At 67.9% G+C, this 16,845-nt stretch carries 21 protein-coding genes and 1 riboswitch; of the genes, 10 read left to right on the top strand and 11 right to left on the bottom strand.

Features of this window, described 5'->3' with window-relative positions; translation table 11 throughout:
• The first annotated feature begins 108 nt into the window (after positions 1-108).
• Positions 109-591, top strand: coding sequence for a peptide-methionine (R)-S-oxide reductase MsrB (msrB, locus tag AC1DYP_RS07220; RefSeq protein ID WP_477045768.1), 483 nt, complete (start codon positions 109-111; stop codon positions 589-591).
• An 89-nt stretch (positions 592-680) separates the two neighbouring features.
• Here the strand turns inward: msrB and AC1DYP_RS07215 are convergent, their stop codons facing one another.
• Both AC1DYP_RS07215 and AC1DYP_RS07210 read right to left on the bottom strand, forming a co-directional pair.
• A complete protein-coding gene (locus AC1DYP_RS07215) occupies positions 681-1,097 on the bottom strand; it encodes a hypothetical protein (RefSeq protein ID WP_477033473.1) in 417 nt (138 codons plus the stop codon).
• 105 nt (positions 1,098-1,202) lie between these two features.
• The gene (locus AC1DYP_RS07210) at positions 1,203-1,589 is read right to left on the bottom strand and encodes a hypothetical protein (protein WP_477045767.1); all 387 of its coding nucleotides are present in this window, start codon (positions 1,587-1,589) and stop codon (positions 1,203-1,205) included.
• Positions 1,590-1,701: 112 nt separating this feature from the next.
• On the opposite strand from AC1DYP_RS07210, the gene AC1DYP_RS07205 reads away from it, so the two are divergent.
• On the top strand, positions 1,702-2,529 hold the full coding sequence (locus tag AC1DYP_RS07205) for a tetratricopeptide repeat protein (RefSeq protein WP_477045766.1): 828 nt from the start codon (positions 1,702-1,704) through the stop codon (positions 2,527-2,529).
• A 6-nt stretch (positions 2,530-2,535) separates the two neighbouring features.
• On the opposite strand, the gene AC1DYP_RS07200 is transcribed toward AC1DYP_RS07205, so the two are convergent.
• Positions 2,536-3,330, bottom strand: a complete 795-nt coding sequence (locus AC1DYP_RS07200; protein WP_477045765.1) for a DUF2461 domain-containing protein — start codon at positions 3,328-3,330, stop codon at positions 2,536-2,538.
• A gap of 160 nt (positions 3,331-3,490) precedes the next feature.
• Here AC1DYP_RS07200 and AC1DYP_RS07195 point away from each other — a divergent pair, with 160 nt between their 5' ends.
• Positions 3,491-3,844, top strand: a complete 354-nt coding sequence (locus AC1DYP_RS07195; protein WP_477033469.1) for a SnoaL-like domain-containing protein — start codon at positions 3,491-3,493, stop codon at positions 3,842-3,844.
• A 183-nt stretch (positions 3,845-4,027) separates the two neighbouring features.
• Positions 4,028-5,095, top strand: coding sequence for a type I restriction endonuclease (locus AC1DYP_RS07190; RefSeq protein WP_477045764.1), 1,068 nt, complete (start codon positions 4,028-4,030; stop codon positions 5,093-5,095).
• Between the two features lie 88 nt (positions 5,096-5,183).
• On the opposite strand, the gene AC1DYP_RS07185 is transcribed toward AC1DYP_RS07190, so the two are convergent.
• From AC1DYP_RS07185 to thiC, 3 genes are all read right to left on the bottom strand, one after another.
• Complete coding sequence (locus AC1DYP_RS07185) at positions 5,184-5,537, bottom strand: DUF1428 domain-containing protein (protein ID WP_477045763.1); 354 nt, start codon at positions 5,535-5,537, stop codon at positions 5,184-5,186.
• 110 nt (positions 5,538-5,647) lie between these two features.
• Positions 5,648-6,028 (bottom strand): hypothetical protein, encoded by a 381-nt coding sequence (locus AC1DYP_RS07180; protein ID WP_477045762.1) that lies wholly within the window; start codon positions 6,026-6,028, stop codon positions 5,648-5,650.
• A gap of 68 nt (positions 6,029-6,096) precedes the next feature.
• Positions 6,097-7,935, bottom strand: coding sequence for a phosphomethylpyrimidine synthase ThiC (thiC, locus tag AC1DYP_RS07175; protein ID WP_477045761.1), 1,839 nt, complete (start codon positions 7,933-7,935; stop codon positions 6,097-6,099).
• A gap of 72 nt (positions 7,936-8,007) precedes the next feature.
• A riboswitch (TPP riboswitch) is annotated at positions 8,008-8,114 on the bottom strand.
• Positions 8,115-8,223: 109 nt separating this feature from the next.
• On the opposite strand from thiC, the gene AC1DYP_RS07170 reads away from it, so the two are divergent.
• Both AC1DYP_RS07170 and AC1DYP_RS07165 read left to right on the top strand, forming a co-directional pair.
• Positions 8,224-8,751 carry a RidA family protein gene (locus AC1DYP_RS07170; protein WP_477045760.1) on the top strand — a complete coding sequence of 176 codons (528 nt, stop codon included), beginning with the start codon at positions 8,224-8,226 and terminating at the stop codon, positions 8,749-8,751.
• Between the two features lie 81 nt (positions 8,752-8,832).
• A complete protein-coding gene (locus tag AC1DYP_RS07165; RefSeq protein WP_477045759.1) occupies positions 8,833-9,459 on the top strand; it encodes a glutathione S-transferase family protein in 627 nt (208 codons plus the stop codon).
• 30 nt (positions 9,460-9,489) lie between these two features.
• Here AC1DYP_RS07165 and AC1DYP_RS07160 read toward each other — a convergent pair whose 3' ends face one another.
• Entirely contained in the window at positions 9,490-9,996 is a 507-nt protein-coding gene (locus AC1DYP_RS07160; protein ID WP_477045758.1) for a MarR family winged helix-turn-helix transcriptional regulator, read from the bottom strand.
• 59 nt (positions 9,997-10,055) lie between these two features.
• On the opposite strand from AC1DYP_RS07160, the gene AC1DYP_RS07155 reads away from it, so the two are divergent.
• Positions 10,056-11,468 (top strand): serine hydrolase domain-containing protein, encoded by a 1,413-nt coding sequence (locus AC1DYP_RS07155; RefSeq protein ID WP_477045757.1) that lies wholly within the window; start codon positions 10,056-10,058, stop codon positions 11,466-11,468.
• 66 nt (positions 11,469-11,534) lie between these two features.
• Positions 11,535-12,317: an alpha/beta fold hydrolase gene (locus AC1DYP_RS07150; protein WP_477045756.1), complete on the top strand. Its 783-nt coding sequence runs from the start codon at positions 11,535-11,537 to the stop codon at positions 12,315-12,317.
• On the opposite strand, the gene ypfJ is transcribed toward AC1DYP_RS07150, so the two are convergent.
• From ypfJ to AC1DYP_RS07135, 3 genes are read right to left on the bottom strand one after another with little or no spacing between them, the layout of a single operon-like run.
• Positions 12,314-13,162 (bottom strand): KPN_02809 family neutral zinc metallopeptidase, encoded by an 849-nt coding sequence (ypfJ, locus tag AC1DYP_RS07145; RefSeq protein WP_477045755.1) that lies wholly within the window; start codon positions 13,160-13,162, stop codon positions 12,314-12,316. The two genes, AC1DYP_RS07150 and ypfJ, sit on opposite strands and share 4 nt — an antisense overlap.
• Positions 13,163-13,194: 32 nt before the next feature.
• Positions 13,195-13,593: a hypothetical protein gene (locus AC1DYP_RS07140; protein ID WP_477045754.1), complete on the bottom strand. Its 399-nt coding sequence runs from the start codon at positions 13,591-13,593 to the stop codon at positions 13,195-13,197.
• A gap of 55 nt (positions 13,594-13,648) precedes the next feature.
• Entirely contained in the window at positions 13,649-14,206 is a 558-nt protein-coding gene (locus AC1DYP_RS07135) for a tetratricopeptide repeat protein (protein WP_477033458.1), read from the bottom strand.
• Between the two features lie 167 nt (positions 14,207-14,373).
• On the opposite strand from AC1DYP_RS07135, the gene cuyA reads away from it, so the two are divergent.
• Positions 14,374-15,375, top strand: a complete 1,002-nt coding sequence (gene cuyA / locus AC1DYP_RS07130) for a D-cysteate sulfo-lyase (RefSeq protein ID WP_477045753.1) — start codon at positions 14,374-14,376, stop codon at positions 15,373-15,375.
• Positions 15,368-16,048: a cysteate racemase gene (gene cuyB / locus AC1DYP_RS07125; protein WP_477033456.1), complete on the top strand. Its 681-nt coding sequence runs from the start codon at positions 15,368-15,370 to the stop codon at positions 16,046-16,048. The genes cuyA and cuyB overlap by 8 nt, the downstream gene beginning before the upstream one ends.
• Here the strand turns inward: cuyB and AC1DYP_RS07120 are convergent, their stop codons facing one another.
• Positions 16,049-16,810 carry a DUF4019 domain-containing protein gene (locus AC1DYP_RS07120; RefSeq protein ID WP_477045752.1) on the bottom strand — a complete coding sequence of 254 codons (762 nt, stop codon included), beginning with the start codon at positions 16,808-16,810 and terminating at the stop codon, positions 16,049-16,051.
• Positions 16,811-16,845 lie beyond the last annotated feature (35 nt).

The following is a 16,845-nucleotide window of genomic DNA, read 5'->3' as shown; positions in this document are numbered from 1 at the left end:
CAGCGGTTCGAAACGAACGCGGCGAGCGACCTTATGCTCCGCCCAGCCCCGACTTGTCAGCAGGCCGCCCTCTATCGGTGACGGGTCCGAATGCCTAGATTGCTGGCCATGACCGACACAGCCCATCTCTCCGCCACCGGCTTCGATCTGACCCCGCCGACCGAGCCGGAACGCCAGCGCCTCGAGGCCGACCTGACGGCCGAGGAAGCCCGCGTCCTGCTGCACCACGGCACCGAGGCCCCGTTCTGCGGCGGCCTGCTGGGCGAGAAGAGCCCCGGCGTCTATTGCTGCCGCGAATGCGGCCTGCCGCTGTTCGAGTACAAGACCAAGTTCGAGAGCGGCACCGGCTGGCCCAGCTTCTACGCCCCGTTCGACGAGGCCCACGTCAAGGAGGTGCGCGACACCTCCTACGGCATGCTGCGCATCGAGACCCTGTGCGCTCGTTGCGACAGCCACCAGGGCCACGTCTTCCCGGACGGCCCTGCCCCGACGCGGCTGCGCTACTGCATCAATTCGGTGTCGCTGCAGTTCGTGAAGGCCGGCGATCCCCTGCCCGACCCGCTGCATCGCGGCGACAAGGTCGCGGGCTAGCGCCGCTGGGGACATGCCCTTGCGGCGTGTCCCCGAGTTCAGACGCGGCGTTCGCGGGTGGGGACACGCCGCGAAGGCATGTCTCCGGATCAGCGCGCCACTTCGTTTCCACCCTCGGTGACCATCGGCACGCTGTAGTTCAGGTAACCGCGCTCGACCATGCGCCGCATGGCCTCGTAGACCGCGGCCAGCTCTTCGTAGGCGGTGCGCAGGGTCGCCAGGCGCGCCGTCTGCTCGGCCGAGATCGCCCCTCCGCTTTCGGTCATGGACACCGCCTCGGCCACCCAGCGGGCACGGGCCACGGCGGCGGCCACCGCCAGGCGCTGGAACTTGCCGGAGTCGCTCTTGCCGATCACCTGGGCGATCACGGCGGTGTTGGAGGCGAAGGCCGTGTAGTCGATCTGCTCCAGGTGACCGCGCAGGCGGCGCTGGGTCTGGGGATCGGTGTCCTGCGGCTCGAAGTGATCGTGGCCGCGTCGAAAGCTGGATGTCACGGTCGAGGACATGACGGTCTTCCCTGGGCTCCACCCTAAAGCCGGGTATTGGGCTGGCGGATTGCGGAAAACTCTGCGCCCGCCGCCTTAACGGCCGATTGAGAAGCGTCAGCAGGGTCAGTCCGAGGTGAAGATCCCCTGCAGGCCCACGATCATGGCGATGATCCCGAACACCGCCAGCACCAGGCCCGGCCCTTGCGCGCCGCTGGCCGGCAGGTCGCGGCCCGCCAACCTTCCGGCCCGCAGGCGATCCCACAGCAGCAGCACCCCGACCGCGATCCCGACGATCTCGAAGTGGAAGACCCGCGGCCCGCTGATCAGGTGGACGATCAGGAAATAGCCGCCGCAGATCAGGGCGATGATCCCGACGATCCAGCGGAACGGGCCCATCCGGTCGGCGAACCGGACCAGGCTGTCGCCGGCGTTGGGGATCAGCGCCAGCAGGCCGATGGCCAGCAGGAAACCGCCGAGGATGTTGGAAAGGTCGAGGATCAGGGCGAGCATGGCTGTGGAATGCGGAAACGGCGCCGCGCGTTCCAATCGGCCCCGTTACGCCGGGCTTGAATTATTACAAACGTACTCTAACCTCGCCGACAAGCTTCGCTGGAGACGACCCGTGCGCGTGACCATCTTCAAGGCGATCCTCGCCGCCGCCCTGCTGTCATCGACCGCCCTGCCGACCCTCGCCATGGCCCAAGCCGTCGCCTCGCCGCCGGCCGTCGACCAGAAGGCGTTCGACAAGCAGGAGGCCAAGGACCGCAAGGTGGTCGAGAAGGCCCTGAAGGTCACCTCCTTCGCCGAGTTGGAGCCGATGGTACCGGACCTGCGGAAGGTGGTGGCCAACGCGCCCGCCCGATGGCCGGTCGTCGACTATCAGCCGGGCCTGACGACGATCCGCGTCAACGACTCGCGCGCGGTCCTGGTGACCATGTTGGCCGTGGCCGCCTCGAACGAGGGCAAGAAGGGTTCGGAGCAGAGCAAGGGCGTCGCCACGTTCAACACTTACGGCACGGCCGCCTTCCTGCTGGGCACGCTGGCGGTCGAGCATCGCCAGCCCGAAGAGGCCCTGGTCTGGCTGGACCGCGGACTGGCCTTCCAGCCCGACAATCTGATGCTGGTCACCGAGAAGGGCTCGGCCCTGGTCCTGCAGCATCGCTTCGCCGAGGCCCTGGCCTTCTACGACGCCCGGCCGCCGCTCGACATGCTGGCCACCCTGGCCAATCCCGACGGCGAGGCGCGCGTGCAGCGCGGCCGCGGTTTCTGCCTGATCGAGCTCAACCGCCTGGACGAGGCTGAGGCCGCCTATGTGAAGTCGCTGGAACTGGAGCCCGACCACGGGGGCGCCAAGGCGGAGCTGGCCTATATCCGCAAGCTCAAGGCGGGCGGCGCCAAGCAGGGCGTGGACGTCTACACGGGCGAAGAGGCCAAGGCGCGCAAGGACTAGCGTCCCCTAGGCCAGCGCCTTCCACCCGAACGTCAGAAGCGGCCGGGCGTGGGCGACGAAGTCGGCGATGATCTCGGGCAGTTCGTCCTCGCCGATCTGCTCGCCGGTCAGCGGCTGGCGAACCAGCCATCGCGTGCGCTTCAGGGCCGGCTCCAGCGTGGTCCCGGCATGCGCCTCGAAACCCTTGGGCATGCGCTTGGTCGGCTCGCCGGGGTCCAGCGGCAGACCCTTGGCGGCCAGGGCCTTCTCGACCGTCGCCCAGCCCTTGGGATCGGCGACGATGGCCCGGCGGAAGGCGTCGATGTGCGGGCGTTCGGTCAGGTAGAACCCCGCGGCCGCGAACGGTCCGTTTCCGGCGTAGCCCGCATCCGCCTCCTGGGCCGACGGCAGGGTCGAGGGGTCCAGCGGGTCGATGGTCTCCGGGTCGAAGGCCGGCAGCGGGCCGCCCTCGGGCTCGATGTGCACATAGACCAGGCCCGGCGACAACTTCTGCCAAGTTCCATCAAGATTGGCACGAGTGAGCGTGGCAGAGACATGGGTCTTGTAGGGCCGCTTGTCCTTGGAGAACCGCACGTCGCGATGGATGCGGAACACGCTCTTCTTGGGATCGCCGGCCAGCGGCAGGCCGCGCCGCGCCAGAGCCGCGTTCAAGGCTTCGATCAGGGCCGACAGGGTGGGCTTCAGGCGCTCGTCATAGACGGCGCGGTTGGCCGTGAACCACTCGCGGTCGTTGTGCGCGGCGAGCCCGGTCAGGAAGGCCAGATCGGCGGCGGCGAAGCCGGGAAAGGACGGATGATTCATGACGCGAGGCTAGACCAGAAACGCGCCGGCTGTCCCTGCTGACACCCGCTGTCAGCAACGCGTGTTGACGCGAACATATACGGAACAAACCGTCTTGCGCCTGTCACCTTCAAGGCGGATGGTCCTGCCCGGAAAGCCCCCACATTCCAGGAGCACTGCCATGACCGTTCAAGAGATCGCCGCCGACCTCGTCGCCCTGTGCAAGGCCGGCAAGTTCGACGAGGCCGGCGAGAAATACTGGGCCGACGACGTGGTCAGCATCGAGGCCATGCCGGGCGACATGGCCCGCGTCACCGGCAAGGACGCCGCGCGCGGCAAGGGCGAATGGTGGGCCGCCAACCACGAGGTCCACGACTTCGAGGTCACCGGTCCGTTCGTCAACGGCGACCAGTTCGCGGTCGGCTTCAAGATGGAGCTGACGCCCAAGGCCACCGGCGAGCGCACGACCATGGACGAGGTCGGCCTCTACACCATCCGCGACGGCAAGATCGCCGAAGAGCGGTTCTTCTACTGAGCGACAACGATCGATCTGCCTGCTTGCAACGAGGCCGTTCTCGATCACGTGTGATTGCAAAGGCCATAGCGTGGCGACCACCCCCATGGGTTGGTGCCCGCGACGGCGCTCGCGCGAAGGGTTGCATCCCCAGACCCCCTGGGTCTTAGATAGCTCTGCTATACAAAAGGGGAGGCTCGTTCCATGGACCTAGCAACACGCATCCTGGAGCTCCAGAAGCGCGCGCTTGAACATCGCGAAGTGCTGCTAACGGAAGAGGCCGCGAAAACCGCGCTGGTGATGCCGTTCCTGCAATCGCTTGGTTACGACGTCTTCAATCCGAGTGAAGTGGTTCCAGAGTTTACCGCCGACGTTGGAACCAAGAAGGGCGAGAAGGTCGACTATGCTATTTGTAACGAAGGTAAGGTATCGATCCTAGTCGAATGCAAGCCTTCGACCATCGAGCTTAATATCAATCACGCCGGCCAACTTTTTCGCTATTTCAGCGTCACGGACGCACGACTTGCGGTGTTAACCAATGGCGTCGTTTATCAATTTTATTCCGACGTCGAACGCCCCAACAAAATGGACGACAAGCCCTTCTTCACGTTCAGCTTGGACGGCGTAAAGACGGCAGACGTCAAGACGCTTGAGAAGTTCGCCAAATCGTCCTTCGACATTGAAAAGATCGTTCAGGAGGCTGGCAACCTCAAACTTCAATCGCTCTTGCGCAAAGAGATCGAAAAGGAATTCGCCGAACCGTCCGAAGAGTTGGTGCGCTTACTGGCCAGCCGCGTCCACGAAGGCCGGCTAACGCCCGCGATCAAGGACAGCTTCGGCAAAATGATCGCCTCATCGATCTCGACCATCATTCGCGAACTCGTCAACGAACGACTCTCATCGGCTCTGAACGCTTCCAACCCTTCCATCATGGAACCGGATGGCTCGGCGGAAGAGCCTGACGACGATGGTGTGATCACCACGCCCGAGGAAATCTCGGGTTTTCACATCATTCAAGCGATTGCTTCGAAGTATGTCGATCCGAAGAGGATCATCATCCGGGACGCGAAGTCCTACTGCGCGGTGTTGCTGGACGATAACAACCGAAAGACCATCGCCAGAATGCATTTCAATGGCATCACCACGAAGTATCTTGGAACCTTTGTCGGCAAAGAAGAACATCGCCATCTGCTTCCGGAACTGACGCACATCTATCAACTCAGTGATCACATCGAAACGCGCATCAAGGAACTGAACAACAGCAGTGAGTAAAATCCGAATGGAAAGCGTAGTCGGGCGGCGGCCAAATCGAAGCTATTCGCCCGACCACATTTAGCTGGGTTTCACCCGGAGATTTCGCTCACCGCTCCAGGAACGGCGCGAAGCCGCCGAAGATCATGCGCTTGGCGTCGAAGGGCATGTCCTTCATGTCCTTCTGCAGGCGCGGATCGGCCATGACCTTGGCCATGATCTCGTCGCGCGAGGCCTTGTCCTTGTAGACGATCCACGAGAACACCACCGTCTCGTCGTCGGTGGCCTGCACCGCCCTCGGGAACGAGGTCAGTTCGCCATAGGGCACGTCGTCGGCCAGGCACTCCACGTAGGACAGCGCGCCGTACTCCATCCAGACCTCGCCGCCCAGCTGGGCCATCTTCTTGTAGGCCTCGATATTGGCCTTGGGCACCGCGATCACGAAACCATCGACATAGGACATGGCGTCCTCCTCTGCTGGGTTGTGAACAGAGGACGCTCGACGGCGTGACGTTCCGACATGCCAGGGCAAAAAAGGGTTCGCCCGTGGCCCTCCCCCTTATGCGAGACGGCTCAGGGCTGGACCGTGTAGCCCGCCGAGGCCGGCACCCATAGCAGGGTGTCGTTCATCTCCTGCTGGGCGACGCCGTCCATCGTGACCTCGGCGATCCACCAGTCGCCGCTGCGCCGGTAGGTCGTGCAGACCTCCTTGCCCAGCATCGCCGCCATCGATTGCAGGAGCTGGGCGCGGATCGGAGCGGCCTCGGCCTCGGGCAGCCGCCGGCCGCGCACGGCGATTTGGGCCTTGTCGACACCCGACAGCGGGCCGCAGACCGCGCCTTCCCGCACGACCACCGGCGAGACGGTCTTCATCGTCACCAGCGGCGAGGGCTGGAGCACCACCTCGGCCTGGTTCAGGATCTGGCCGCCGGTCCCGAAGGTGTAGCCGGCCACCCCCCCCGCCCCCCCACGGCCGGCGCGGCGACCTGCAAGGCCGCCGCCAGAAGAAGGCTGATCACCCCCTAGCTCTCCGTCTTCAGATAGATCTCCGACCCCTGCTCGCGGAACTTGTCGCTCATTTCGGCCATGCCCTGTTCGATCGAATTCGGGGCCATGCCGGCCGCGAATTCGCGGACTTCCTGGCTGATTTTCATCGAGCAGAACTTGGGACCGCACATCGAGCAGAAGTGCGCGGTCTTGTGCGCCTCCTTGGGCAGGGTCTCGTCGTGGAAGGCCCGGGCGGTCTCGGGGTCCAGACCCAGGTTGAACTGGTCTTCCCAGCGGAACTCGAACCGCGCCCGGCTGATGGCGTCGTCCCACATGGCCGCGCCAGGGTGACCCTTGGCCAGATCGGCGGCGTGAGCGGCCAGCTTGTAGGTGATGACGCCGGTCTTGACGTCGTCGCGGTCCGGCAAGCCCAGGTGCTCCTTGGGCGTGACGTAGCAGAGCATGGCCGTGCCGAACCAGCCGATCATCGCCGCCCCGATGGCGCTGGTGATGTGGTCGTAGCCAGGGGCGATGTCGGTGGTCAACGGGCCCAAGGTGTAGAAGGGGGCCTCGTGGCAGTGCTTCAGCTGCTCGTCCATGTTGGCCTTGATCTTGTGCATGGCCACGTGGCCCGGCCCTTCGATCATCACCTGCACGCCGTGCTTCCAGGCCACCTTGGTCAGCTCGCCAAGGGTGCGCAGCTCGGCGAACTGGGCCTCGTCGTTGGCGTCGGCGGTCGAACCCGGACGCAGGCCGTCACCCAGCGAGAACGACACGTCGTAGGCGCGCATGATCTCGCAGATCTCTTCGAACCGCTCGTAGAGGAAGTTCTCCTTGTGGTGCGCCAGGCACCACTTGGCCATGATCGAGCCGCCGCGCGACACGATGCCGGTGACCCTCTTTGCAGTCAGCGGGATAAAGGGAAGCCTGACGCCGGCGTGGATGGTGAAGTAGTCCACCCCCTGCTCGGCCTGTTCGATCAGGGTGTCGCGGAAGACCTCCCAGTTCAGGTCCTCGGCCACGCCGTTGACCTTCTCCAGCGCCTGGTAGATCGGCACCGTGCCGATCGGCACCGGGCTGTTGCGGATGATCCAGTCGCGGATGTTGTGGATGTTGCGCCCCGTGGACAGGTCCATGACCGTGTCGGCGCCCCAGCGGGTGGCCCAGACCAGCTTGTCGACCTCGTCGGCGACGGTGCTGAGCACCGCCGAGTTGCCGATGTTGGCGTTGATCTTGACCAGGAAGTTGCGGCCGATCGCCATCGGCTCCAGCTCGCCGTGGTTGATGTTGGCCGGGATGATGGCCCGGCCGCGCGCCACTTCCTGGCGGACGAACTCGGGCGTCACGAAGTCGGGGATCGAGGCGCCGAAGTCCTCGCCGTCGCGGATGCACGGGCGGTCCTGCTCGCGGCGCAGGTTCTCGCGGATGGCCACGTATTCCATCTCGGCGGTGACGATGCCGGCGCGGGCGTATTCCAGCTGGGTGACCAGCTTGCCTTGCGCGCCCTTGAAGATCGGGCGCTTGGCGGTGAATTGCGGGGCCAGGTGCTTGCCCTGGGCGAAGCCGTTGTCCTCGGGCTTCACCTCGCGGGGATTGGCGACCAGCTCGCAGTCGCCGCGGGCGATGATCCAGGGCTCGCGCGAGCGCTCCAGCCCCTGCTCGATGTCGATCTTGGCGTGGGGGTCGGTATAGGGGCCCGACGGGTCGTAGATGGTGACCGGCGGCTCGTTGGCGCTGGGATGGACCGCGACTTCGCGGAACGGCACCCGGATGTCGGGGAACAGCGAGCCGGCCTGGTAGACCTTCCGGCTGCCGGGGCGCTCCCCGGTGGGGATGGCGCCGATGGCGTCTTTGATGGGCAGTTGAACGTTCATTTCGGGCGCTCCTCAGGCGTTAAGGAGACCCGGACGTGTCGCGCTAAGTCGGTTTACGGGCTGGGTTTCTAGGCCGAGACCGCGTTCCCTCCCTTCGCCGGCATGACCCGGATCAGGTTCGACGGGTCAGGGCTGGCGCCCAATCTCAGCCGCGCGAAGCGGCCCCCCGGTGAACGGGGGGACACTAGGCCGACTGACGCACGGGTCAAGCCGTGTGACGAGGAGTTCACTTGCCAAGAGGGCCGGCCCCGCCCGATCAAGCGAACGCCGTTCTTCCGGAGCCCTCGCATGATCCCGTCCCGCCTCGCCCTCGCCGCCCTGCTGGCCCTGACCGCCGCGCCCGCCTTCGCCCAGGACGTGGTCAGGAAGATCCCCGCCCCGCACGGCGAGGTGATCATCGCCAACGCCCGCCAGCAGCAGAGCTACGACACCATCCACTACGCCCCGGCGCGGCGGGCCGGAGACACGCTCTACGTCTCGGGTGTGATCGTCGGGCGCGCCGACGACGAGGGCACCGACCCGGAGGCCTTCAAGGCCCAGGTGCGCCGGGCGTTCCAGGCCATCGACGCCACGCTGAAGGCCTCGGGCGCCAGCTTCGACGACGTGGTGATGATCAACAGCTTCCACGTCTGGGAAGGTCCCGACCAGCCGGCTCCGCGCCGCGAGCAGCTGGCGATGTTCAACGCCGTGAAGTCCGAGTTCATGAAGGCCCCGCACCCCGCCTGGACCGCGGTGGGCACGACGGGCCTGCTGAACCCGCACGGCATCGTCGAGGTGCAGGTGATCGCCAAAGTGCCTGCCCAAAGCCGCCCGTAAGCTTCGCATGGGCCTGGAGCGCCAGGCCCATATGAGGTTTGCTACGATCGATCCTCAGTCATTCCGGGAAAGGGCCGACGCATGATCACCGTTTGGGGCGGACAGACCTCGCGATCGATCCGGGTCGTCTGGGTGCTGGAGGAGATGGGCCTGCCCTACCGGGTGCGGCAGGTGGACATGCTCGCCGCTGAGCAGGACCCCGAGTTCCTGGCGATCAACCCCGCCGACTACATCCCGGCGATCCAGGACGGCGACGTCGTCATGGTCGAGTCGATCGCGATCATGGAGTACCTGTTGGCCCGCTACGGGCCGACGCCGCTGGCGCCCGCGCCGCACGATCCGAACTTCTCCGCCTACCAGCAGTTCCTGCACCTGGGCGAAGCCGGCCTCGCGACCCTGATGATGCCCGTCGTCGTCAGCCGCTTCATCGCGCCCAAGGCCGAGCGGGAGAACTGGGGCGCGACCTGGTGTCTGCGGTCGTTCCAGAAGCGGCTGAAGCTGGTCAGCCAACGACTTGCCAGTTCGCCCTACCTCGCGGGCGAGGCTTTCACCGCCGCCGACATCTCGGTGACCTACGCCCTGAACCTGGGCCAACGGAACTGCGGCGTCATCCTCGGCGACGTCGAACAGGCCTACCTCGCCCGCACCACGGGCCGCGACGCCTACAAGCGCGCCATGGAGCGGTCGCACGAAGGGGTGAACACCTAAACCCCCGTCCGCCCCGCGAATTGAGGCGCGTTAGCTCTCCCCCAACGCCTGCCTGGCGCGCTCCAGGATCGACGACCGGTCCAGCGCCGCCTCCAGCCGCTCCAGCGCGGCCAGGGCGTCCTGGGCCTCGGCGTTCAGCGCGACCGCGGCCGCCGACAGGGCTTTCCAGGCCGGCGCCAACCGTCGCGTCAAGGCCAAGCCGTCGTCGGTCAGGCGCAGGACCCGGCTGCGGCCGTCGCGCGGATCGCGGTCCTCGGCCACCAGCCCTTCGGCCACCAAGGCCTGCCGCACCTGGCTGACCGCGACGTGGGTGACGCCCAGGGCGGCGGCCAGCTCGCCCACCGATCGCGGGCCGTTCAGGGTCAGTTGGTTCAGCACACCGAACCACCGCTGCTCGAACCGCACGTCGAGTTCGGCGTAGAGCCGGCCGGCGTTGCGGTCGATCCGCTCGGACAGCCGCCGCAGCCGCGCGCCGAGGGCGGCGGCCCCGGATCGCAGGGTGTAGTCGCCGGACTCCGGCGGCGCCTCATCGGCCATTGACAATATCCGTAAGCACTTACATTTCTTCGGGGCAGCTATACAGGAGGCTTCGGCGGATGAACAGGCGTGGTTTCGTGGCGGGCTCGATCCTGCTGGGCGGCGGCCTGAGCGCGACCACCGCCTGGTGCGCCGACGACCTGGCCGGCGACGAGCCCGCCAAGGTCTGGTTCAGGCAATGGCTGGCGGCGTTCAACGGCGACGACCCGATCGCCTATCGCGCCTTCATCCAGGCGCGGCTGCCCGACGGCCTGCCCTATGTGGACGAGGACCTGGCCACCCGCGAGGCGTCCGGCGGCTTCACCGTGCTGCGCGCCGCCCTGACCGCGCCCAACGAGCTGACCGCCTGGGTCCAGGACCGCGCCTGGGACCGGTTCTCGAAGGTCGTCGTGACGGCCGGACCGAACGGAGGCCTGGCCGACATCGCCTTCTCCGGCGCGACGGCCCCGGACGGATTCACGATCGCCCGGCTGGGCCAGACCCAGGCCGTCGCGGCGCTGACGAGCAAGCTGCGCGTCGAGGCCGGCGCCGACCACTTCTCCGGCGCGGTGCTGGCGGCGCGCGGGGACCGCGTGATCTCCCGCCAAGCCTACGGCCTGGCCGACCGCGACAACGGGCGGAAGGCCCAGGTCGGCACGCGGTTCTGCATCGGCTCGATGGGCAAGATGTTCACCGCTGTCGGGGTCCTGCAGCAGGTCCAGGCCGGACGGATGGGCCTGGGCGACACGGTCGCCGCCCTGCTGCCCGACTATCCCAACGCGGCCCTGGCCAAGCGCCTGACCGTCGAGCACCTGCTGACCCACACCGGCGGCACGGGCGACATCTTCGGCGCCTTCCACGACAGCCACCAGGCCGAGCTGCGCACGGTGTCGGACTATGTGCGGCTGTACGGCCCGCGCGAGCCGCTGTTCGAGCCAGGCGCGAAATTCGCCTACAGCAACTACGGCTTCGTCCTGCTGGGCGCGATCCTCGAGCGCGTCGCCGGACAACCGTACGAGGCCTATTTCGAGGAGCACGTCTTCAGCCGGGCGGGCATGGCGGCGACCAGCCAGCAACCGCGCGTCGGCGACGCCCTGCCCTATTCCGGCGGCGCGCTGGCCGGGTTCAAGTCGCTGACACCCTATGCCGGCCTGCCGGCGGGCGGCGGCTATTCCACCGTCGACGACCTGCACGCCTTCGCGACCGCGCTGACGACCCACCGCCTGCTGGACCCCGCCCATACCCGGCTGCTGACCACGCCGAGGGTGGAGGCCAGCGCCACCTCGCGCTGGGCGCTGGGCTTCCGGGTGCAGACCCGCAACGGCGTCACCTTCCACGGCCACGGCGGCGGCGCGCCGGGGGTCAATGGCGAGCTGGCGATCTATCCGGGGTCCGGCTACGTCACGGCGGTGCTGTGCAACCGCGGCCACCCGACGGCCGTGAACCCGGCCGAGTACCTCGGCAATCGCCTGCCGAGCTTCACGAAGGCGTGAGCCCCGTATCCATCGCCCCCGTCCAGCCGAATATGGCATCGTGATCCACGGCTGGAGGACAACGGCATGGCTCGATCGACCACCCTCAATCGCCGCGCCGCCCTGCGCGCGGCCCTCGGCGCGGCGGCCCTGGCCGGCGTTGGCGGAACGCGGGCCTTCGCCCGGGCGCCGGTGCGCAACGTGGTGCTGGTGCACGGCGCCTGGGCCGACGGCTCGTGCTGGAGCGATGTGATCCCGAGGCTGCAGGCGGCCGGCTTCAACGTCACCGCCGTGCAGAACCCCCTGACCTCGCTGGCCGACGACGTGGCCGCCACGCGCCGGGTCCTGGCCCGGCAGGACGGCCCGACGGTGCTGGTCGGCCATTCCTGGGGCGGCGTGGTGATCACCGAGGCCGGCGTCGATCCCAAGGTCACGGCCCTGGTCTATGTCGCCGCCCGCGCGCCCGACGCGGGCGAGGACTTCGCCGCCCTCGCCGCGCGCTACCCGACGATGCCCGTCCGCGCCGGGGTGGTGACGACCGACGGCTATTCTTGGCTGACGGAGGACGCTTTCCTGAAGCACTTCGCCGGCGACGTGCCCGCCGCTCGTGCGCGGGTGCTGTACGCCGCGCAGCAACCGATCGCCGCGGACTTGTTCGCGGCCAGGACCACGGTCGCGGCGTGGCGCGGCAAGCCCAGCTGGTACGCCGTCTCGGCCCGCGACGAGACGACCTCGCCCGACCTGGAGCGGTTCCTGGCCCAGCGGATGAAGGCGACGACGATCGAGTTGCCGTCCAGCCACGTCTCGATGATTTCGCACCCGCAGGCGATCACCGACCTGATCGCGACGGCGGCCAAAGCGGGCGGCTAGAGCGTCCGCGCCGTGAAGGTGTCGCACGCGCCGGGGTCGCCGGCGTCGTAGCCCTTGCCGAACCAGCGCATGCGCTGGGCCGACGTGCCGTGGGTGAAGCTGTCGGGCATGACCCGGCCCTGGGACTGCTCCTGGATGGCGTCGTCGCCGACCGCCGCGGCCGCGCCCAGGCCGTCCTCGATGTCGGCCCGGCTGATCTGGATGCCGCCGCCCGAGGCCTCGGGCGCGTGGCGGGCCCAGACGCCGGCGTAGCAGTCGGCCTGCAGCTCCAGCCGCACCGAGCCGCTCTCGGCCCCACGCGCGCCCAGGCGCCGCGCCTCGTCCGAGGCGCCGGTCAAGCTTTGGATGTGGTGGCCGATCTCGTGGCTGATCACATAGGCGCGGGCGAACTCGCCCTTGGCTCCGAACCGGCTTTCCAGCTCGTTCCAGAAGCTCAGGTCCAGATAGACCTTGTTGTCGGCCGGGCAATAGAACGGCCCCATGGCCGACTGGCCCGTGCCGCAGCCGGTGCCGGTGGCCTGATCGTACAGCACCACCGCCTGGGGCGGGCGATAGCTGACGCCGTGCTTGGCCAGCAGCGGACCCCAGACGTCGGTGTTGGAGGTCTCGATCACGTCGACGAACCGGCCGGCCTCGTCGCTGACCTGACCGCGCACGCCCTCCTGGGCGGCGGGCTGCTGGACGCCGTTGACGGCGTTAATCGTGGTCTCGGGCGGCACGCCGAACACGAAATAGCCGATCACCGCCAGCACCACCGCGCCGATGCCGCCACCGGCCACGCCCACCGGACCCAGACCCCGACGGTCCTCGATATTGCCTTCGCGGCGTCCCCCACCCCATTCCATGCGATCGGTCTCCTGGTGCTGTTAGAGAAGTGTCAGGACGCGGGCCTGATGGCGCGCATGCGGGCGTTGCCGGCCGCCAGGGCCTGGTCGGTCAGGCGGTCCATCCGCTCGATGTCGGCGGCCATGTCCTCGGCGCCGGGGCCGCGCGGCGGGGTCGGCGGAAGGGGCGGCCGCAGGGTCGGCGCGGTCGGCGTCGTCGCGGACTCGTTCAGTCCGCGCAGGGTCAGCTGGGTGGCGTAGCGGCTCTGGGCGGCCGACAGCTCGCGCTGGGCCGCCAGGGCGTTCTGGCGGGCGATATCCTGCTGCAGCAGGATCACGTTGCGATCGCGCACGCCCCTCAGGTCGGCCTGGGCGTGGGCCGACGTGCAGACAGCCAGGGCCAACATCAGGGTTGGCCCCGTCGCCGCGATCATCGTCCGAACCGTGCTCATGCCTTTGGGGCTCCACATCCAGGGGCCCCGATTCAACGCCTTCAATGCGTCGGGTTCAGGGCTGCTTGACGGTGAAACGCGTCAGTTCGGTTTTGGGCGCATCCCATTCGGGGTCGAGTTCGGCGGCCTTGGTGAAGTCGCGATAGGCCGCCGTCACGTCGCCCAGGCTCTCATTGGCCACGGCCCGGTTGTAATAGGCCTTTTCGGGATCCTTGACGCCCAGGGCCAGGCCCCGGTCGATCTGGCTGAGACCCTCGCCATAACGGCTGGTGCCCACGTAGGCCGCGCCGCGATTGACGTAGGCCTCGCCCAGATTGGGGTCGATCCGCGAAGCGGCGTCGAAATCCTCGACAGCGTCGTCGAAGTTGCGCTGCCGCATCTGCAGGACGCCGCGATTGACGTAGGTGCGGGCCTTGTCGCGGAAGTTCAGGGTCTCGGTCTCAAGGGCCACGGTGCAGGTGGTGACCGAAGCGCTGTCCTTGCGCCCGTCCATCGCCGCGTCGGCGCAATCCTTGGCCGCGCCGCCGCCGATGACCAGGGTGGATGCGCCGGCGGTTCCGGCGCAGGCGATGGCGGTCGCGAAAGCCGCCGCCCAGAGGGTGGTTTTCAACATGCGTCTTCTCCCAAACTCGCACGGCCTTCTGACGAGGGCGCGCGGCTGGGGGCAGTCGCGCGTTGGCCGCGCCGGGTCGTGCTTTTATGGTCGTCAGCATAGCACAGCGGCGGCCGAGCCTGTAGGGAATCGGCGAACGATAGTTCCCTTGCTGCGAAAGGCCTTCGATGCACCTGGCCCGTTTCCCCCGCGCCCGTTTCGCCCACCTGCCCACGCCCCTGGAGCCCCTGCCCCGCCTGGGCGCGGAGCTTGGGATCGACCTGTGGGTCAAGCGCGACGACTGCACCGGCCTGGCCGGCGGCGGCAACAAGACCCGCAAGCTGGAGTTCCTGCTGGGCGAGGCCCTTGCCCAGGGCGCCGACACCCTGGTCACCCAGGGCGCGGTGCAGTCCAACCATGTGCGCCAGACCATCGCGGCCGGCGCGCGCTTTGGCCTCAAGAGCGAGATCATCCTGGAGGAGCGCACGGGCTCGAAGGCCAGCGACTATGTCGGCAACGGCAACGTCCTGCTGGACCGGCTGATGGGCGCGGCGATCCGCTTCGTGCCGGGCGGGACCGACATGGTCGCCGAGCTGGAAGCCTCGGCGGCGGCGGTGCGCCAGCGCGGCGGCAAGCCCTATGTCATCCCCGGCGGCGGCTCGAACACGGTCGGTGCCCTGGGCTATGTCGACTGCGCCCGCGAGCTGGTGGTCCAGGCCGACATGATGGACCTGAAGATCGACCGCCTAGTCACCGCCACCGGCAGCGCCGGCACCCATGCGGGCCTGGTGGCGGGCTTCGCGGCGCTGAGCGTCGACATCCCGATCCTCGGCTTCGGCGTCCGCGCGCCCAAGGCCAAGCAGGAGGAGAACGTCTTCAACCTGGCGGCCGCCACCGCCGAGACGATCGGCGCGGCCGGCCGGGTGACGCGCGAGATGGTCGTGGCCGACTGCGACTATGTCGGCGCGGGCTACGGCCGGGTCGACCAAGGGGTGATCGACGCCCTGACCCTGGCGGCCCGCACCGAGGGCCTGCTGCTGGACCCGGTCTATTCGGGCAAGGCGATGAAAGGCCTGATCGACCAGGCCCGCAAGGGCGCGTTCAAGGGCGAGCGGGTGGTGTTCCTGCACACCGGCGGCGCGCAGGGGCTGTTCGGCTATCAGAGCGAACTGGAGGCCGCCCTTGTCTAAGGTTTTGGGCGTTCTCGGCGGCATGGGCCCGGCCGCCACCCTGGACTTCCTGGCCAAGCTGCAGGCGGCCACGCCGGTCAGCCGCGAGCAGGACCACCTGCGGGTGCTGGTCGACATCAACCCCAAGGTTCCCGACCGCAACAACAGCTATGACGAGGCCGGGCCGGTGCTGGCCCAGATGGCCGTGGGCCTGCGCGAGGCCGGGGCCCAGGTGCTGGCCATCGCCTGCAACACCGCCCACGCCTATGCGGACCAGGTGAAGGCCAGCGGCCTGCCCCTCGTCGACCTGATCGAGACCGCCGGCTTGGCCGCGAAGGCCGCCAAGTCAGAGGGCGGCGCCGAGCGCGTCGGCGTGCTGGGCACCGGCGGGGCCCTGGCGCTGTATCGTCGGACCTTCTCGCACCTGGGGATCGAGGCGGTGACCCTGGACGACCACGAGCAGGTCGAGTTCATGGCCCTGCTCTATCGCATCAAGCACGGAGACCTGGGCGCGGACAGCCGCGAGACCATGGCCGCCCTCGCTCATCGGCTGGTCGGCAAGGGGGCTCAGGTGGTGGTGGCGGGCTGCACCGAGGTGCCGCTGGTGATGGGGGCGGCCGACCTGACCGTGCCGTTCATCGACGCCACCGAGGCCCTGGCAAGGCGGTGCGTCGAGGTCTGCTCGGCCGGCTGATCAGTCCTTCGCAGTCGGGGGCGCGGCAGTCGGGGGCGCGGGTCCCAGGCCGATGCAGTCGACCTGCTGGGGCGAGCTTTCGTGCTTGGACACGCTCCAGGTCTTGTCGGGCATGGCCCTGAGCGAGACCACCTCCTCCCGGCACTTGGCTTCGTTGGCGAACTTCGTCTGGTAGGTGACGATCGCGTAGCCGCCCTTCGGCCGGCCCGGCGGATCCACCTCCCGCTTGGCGCCCGTCTGCCGCCGGTCGATCACGGCGCCCAGGGGAACAAGACCGGTCTTGTAGGTGGCCTCGAACGTGGTCCACGGAACGCCCATCGACTTGTCGACGGATTCATAGGCTTCCACGAATTTCCCGTTGTCGACGAGGTCGACATATTTCCGGGCCGCGAAATCCGCGTCTTCGGTCGGCCAGACGATCTCCTCGGGCGCCTGCGCGTCCGGGTTCGGCGATGCGGGTTTCCGCGCGGCGTCCGGTGCGGGGAACGCCAGCAGGATCAGCACGAACACGCCGATGGCGCCGCCCGCCTGGACGAACCCCTTGTACTTGATGTCGATGAAGCCCGGCAGGATGGCCGCGACCCCGGCGGCGGCCAGGGCCAGGATGATCCGATAGGTCCAGACCTCGGTCGGACTGGGGTCTTTCACCACCGCCGTGAAGACCAGGATCGTGATGATGAAGATCGCGCCGAACACGAACGCGATGAGCGTCTTGACGTCTATTTCACCGGTGACGAAGGAACGCTTCGGCGGATCGTCCATGAACCTTGCCCCCGAAAATCAGCGCGACTCCCCCA

Source organism: Caulobacter sp. P1_D6 (assembly GCF_056406095.1).
This window is presented reverse-complemented; position numbering and strand designations above follow the sequence as displayed.

Excerpts from the sequence above, each read along its gene's own strand:
- AC1DYP_RS07185 (WP_477045763.1), bottom strand. The coding sequence starts at position 5,537 with ATGTCCTATGTCGATGGTTTCGTGATCGCGGTGCCCAAGGCCAATATC.
- AC1DYP_RS07195 (WP_477033469.1), top strand. The coding sequence starts at position 3,491 with ATGACCGTTCAAGAGATCGCCGCCGACCTCGTCGCCCTGTGCAAGGCC.
- AC1DYP_RS07160 (WP_477045758.1), bottom strand. The coding sequence starts at position 9,996 with ATGGCCGATGAGGCGCCGCCGGAGTCCGGCGACTACACCCTGCGATCC.
- AC1DYP_RS07215 (WP_477033473.1), bottom strand. The coding sequence starts at position 1,097 with ATGTCCTCGACCGTGACATCCAGCTTTCGACGCGGCCACGATCACTTC.
- AC1DYP_RS07165 (WP_477045759.1), top strand. The coding sequence starts at position 8,833 with ATGATCACCGTTTGGGGCGGACAGACCTCGCGATCGATCCGGGTCGTC.
- AC1DYP_RS07150 (WP_477045756.1), top strand. The coding sequence starts at position 11,535 with ATGGCTCGATCGACCACCCTCAATCGCCGCGCCGCCCTGCGCGCGGCC.
- AC1DYP_RS07190 (WP_477045764.1), top strand. The coding sequence starts at position 4,028 with ATGGACCTAGCAACACGCATCCTGGAGCTCCAGAAGCGCGCGCTTGAA.
- msrB (WP_477045768.1), top strand. The coding sequence starts at position 109 with ATGACCGACACAGCCCATCTCTCCGCCACCGGCTTCGATCTGACCCCG.
- AC1DYP_RS07120 (WP_477045752.1), bottom strand. The coding sequence starts at position 16,810 with ATGGACGATCCGCCGAAGCGTTCCTTCGTCACCGGTGAAATAGACGTC.
- ypfJ (WP_477045755.1), bottom strand. The coding sequence starts at position 13,162 with ATGGAATGGGGTGGGGGACGCCGCGAAGGCAATATCGAGGACCGTCGG.
- AC1DYP_RS07200 (WP_477045765.1), bottom strand. The coding sequence starts at position 3,330 with ATGAATCATCCGTCCTTTCCCGGCTTCGCCGCCGCCGATCTGGCCTTC.
- thiC (WP_477045761.1), bottom strand. The coding sequence starts at position 7,935 with ATGAACGTTCAACTGCCCATCAAAGACGCCATCGGCGCCATCCCCACC.
- AC1DYP_RS07210 (WP_477045767.1), bottom strand. The coding sequence starts at position 1,589 with ATGCTCGCCCTGATCCTCGACCTTTCCAACATCCTCGGCGGTTTCCTG.
- AC1DYP_RS07140 (WP_477045754.1), bottom strand. The coding sequence starts at position 13,593 with ATGAGCACGGTTCGGACGATGATCGCGGCGACGGGGCCAACCCTGATG.
- AC1DYP_RS07135 (WP_477033458.1), bottom strand. The coding sequence starts at position 14,206 with ATGTTGAAAACCACCCTCTGGGCGGCGGCTTTCGCGACCGCCATCGCC.
- AC1DYP_RS07155 (WP_477045757.1), top strand. The coding sequence starts at position 10,056 with ATGAACAGGCGTGGTTTCGTGGCGGGCTCGATCCTGCTGGGCGGCGGC.
- AC1DYP_RS07170 (WP_477045760.1), top strand. The coding sequence starts at position 8,224 with ATGATCCCGTCCCGCCTCGCCCTCGCCGCCCTGCTGGCCCTGACCGCC.
- cuyA (WP_477045753.1), top strand. The coding sequence starts at position 14,374 with ATGCACCTGGCCCGTTTCCCCCGCGCCCGTTTCGCCCACCTGCCCACG.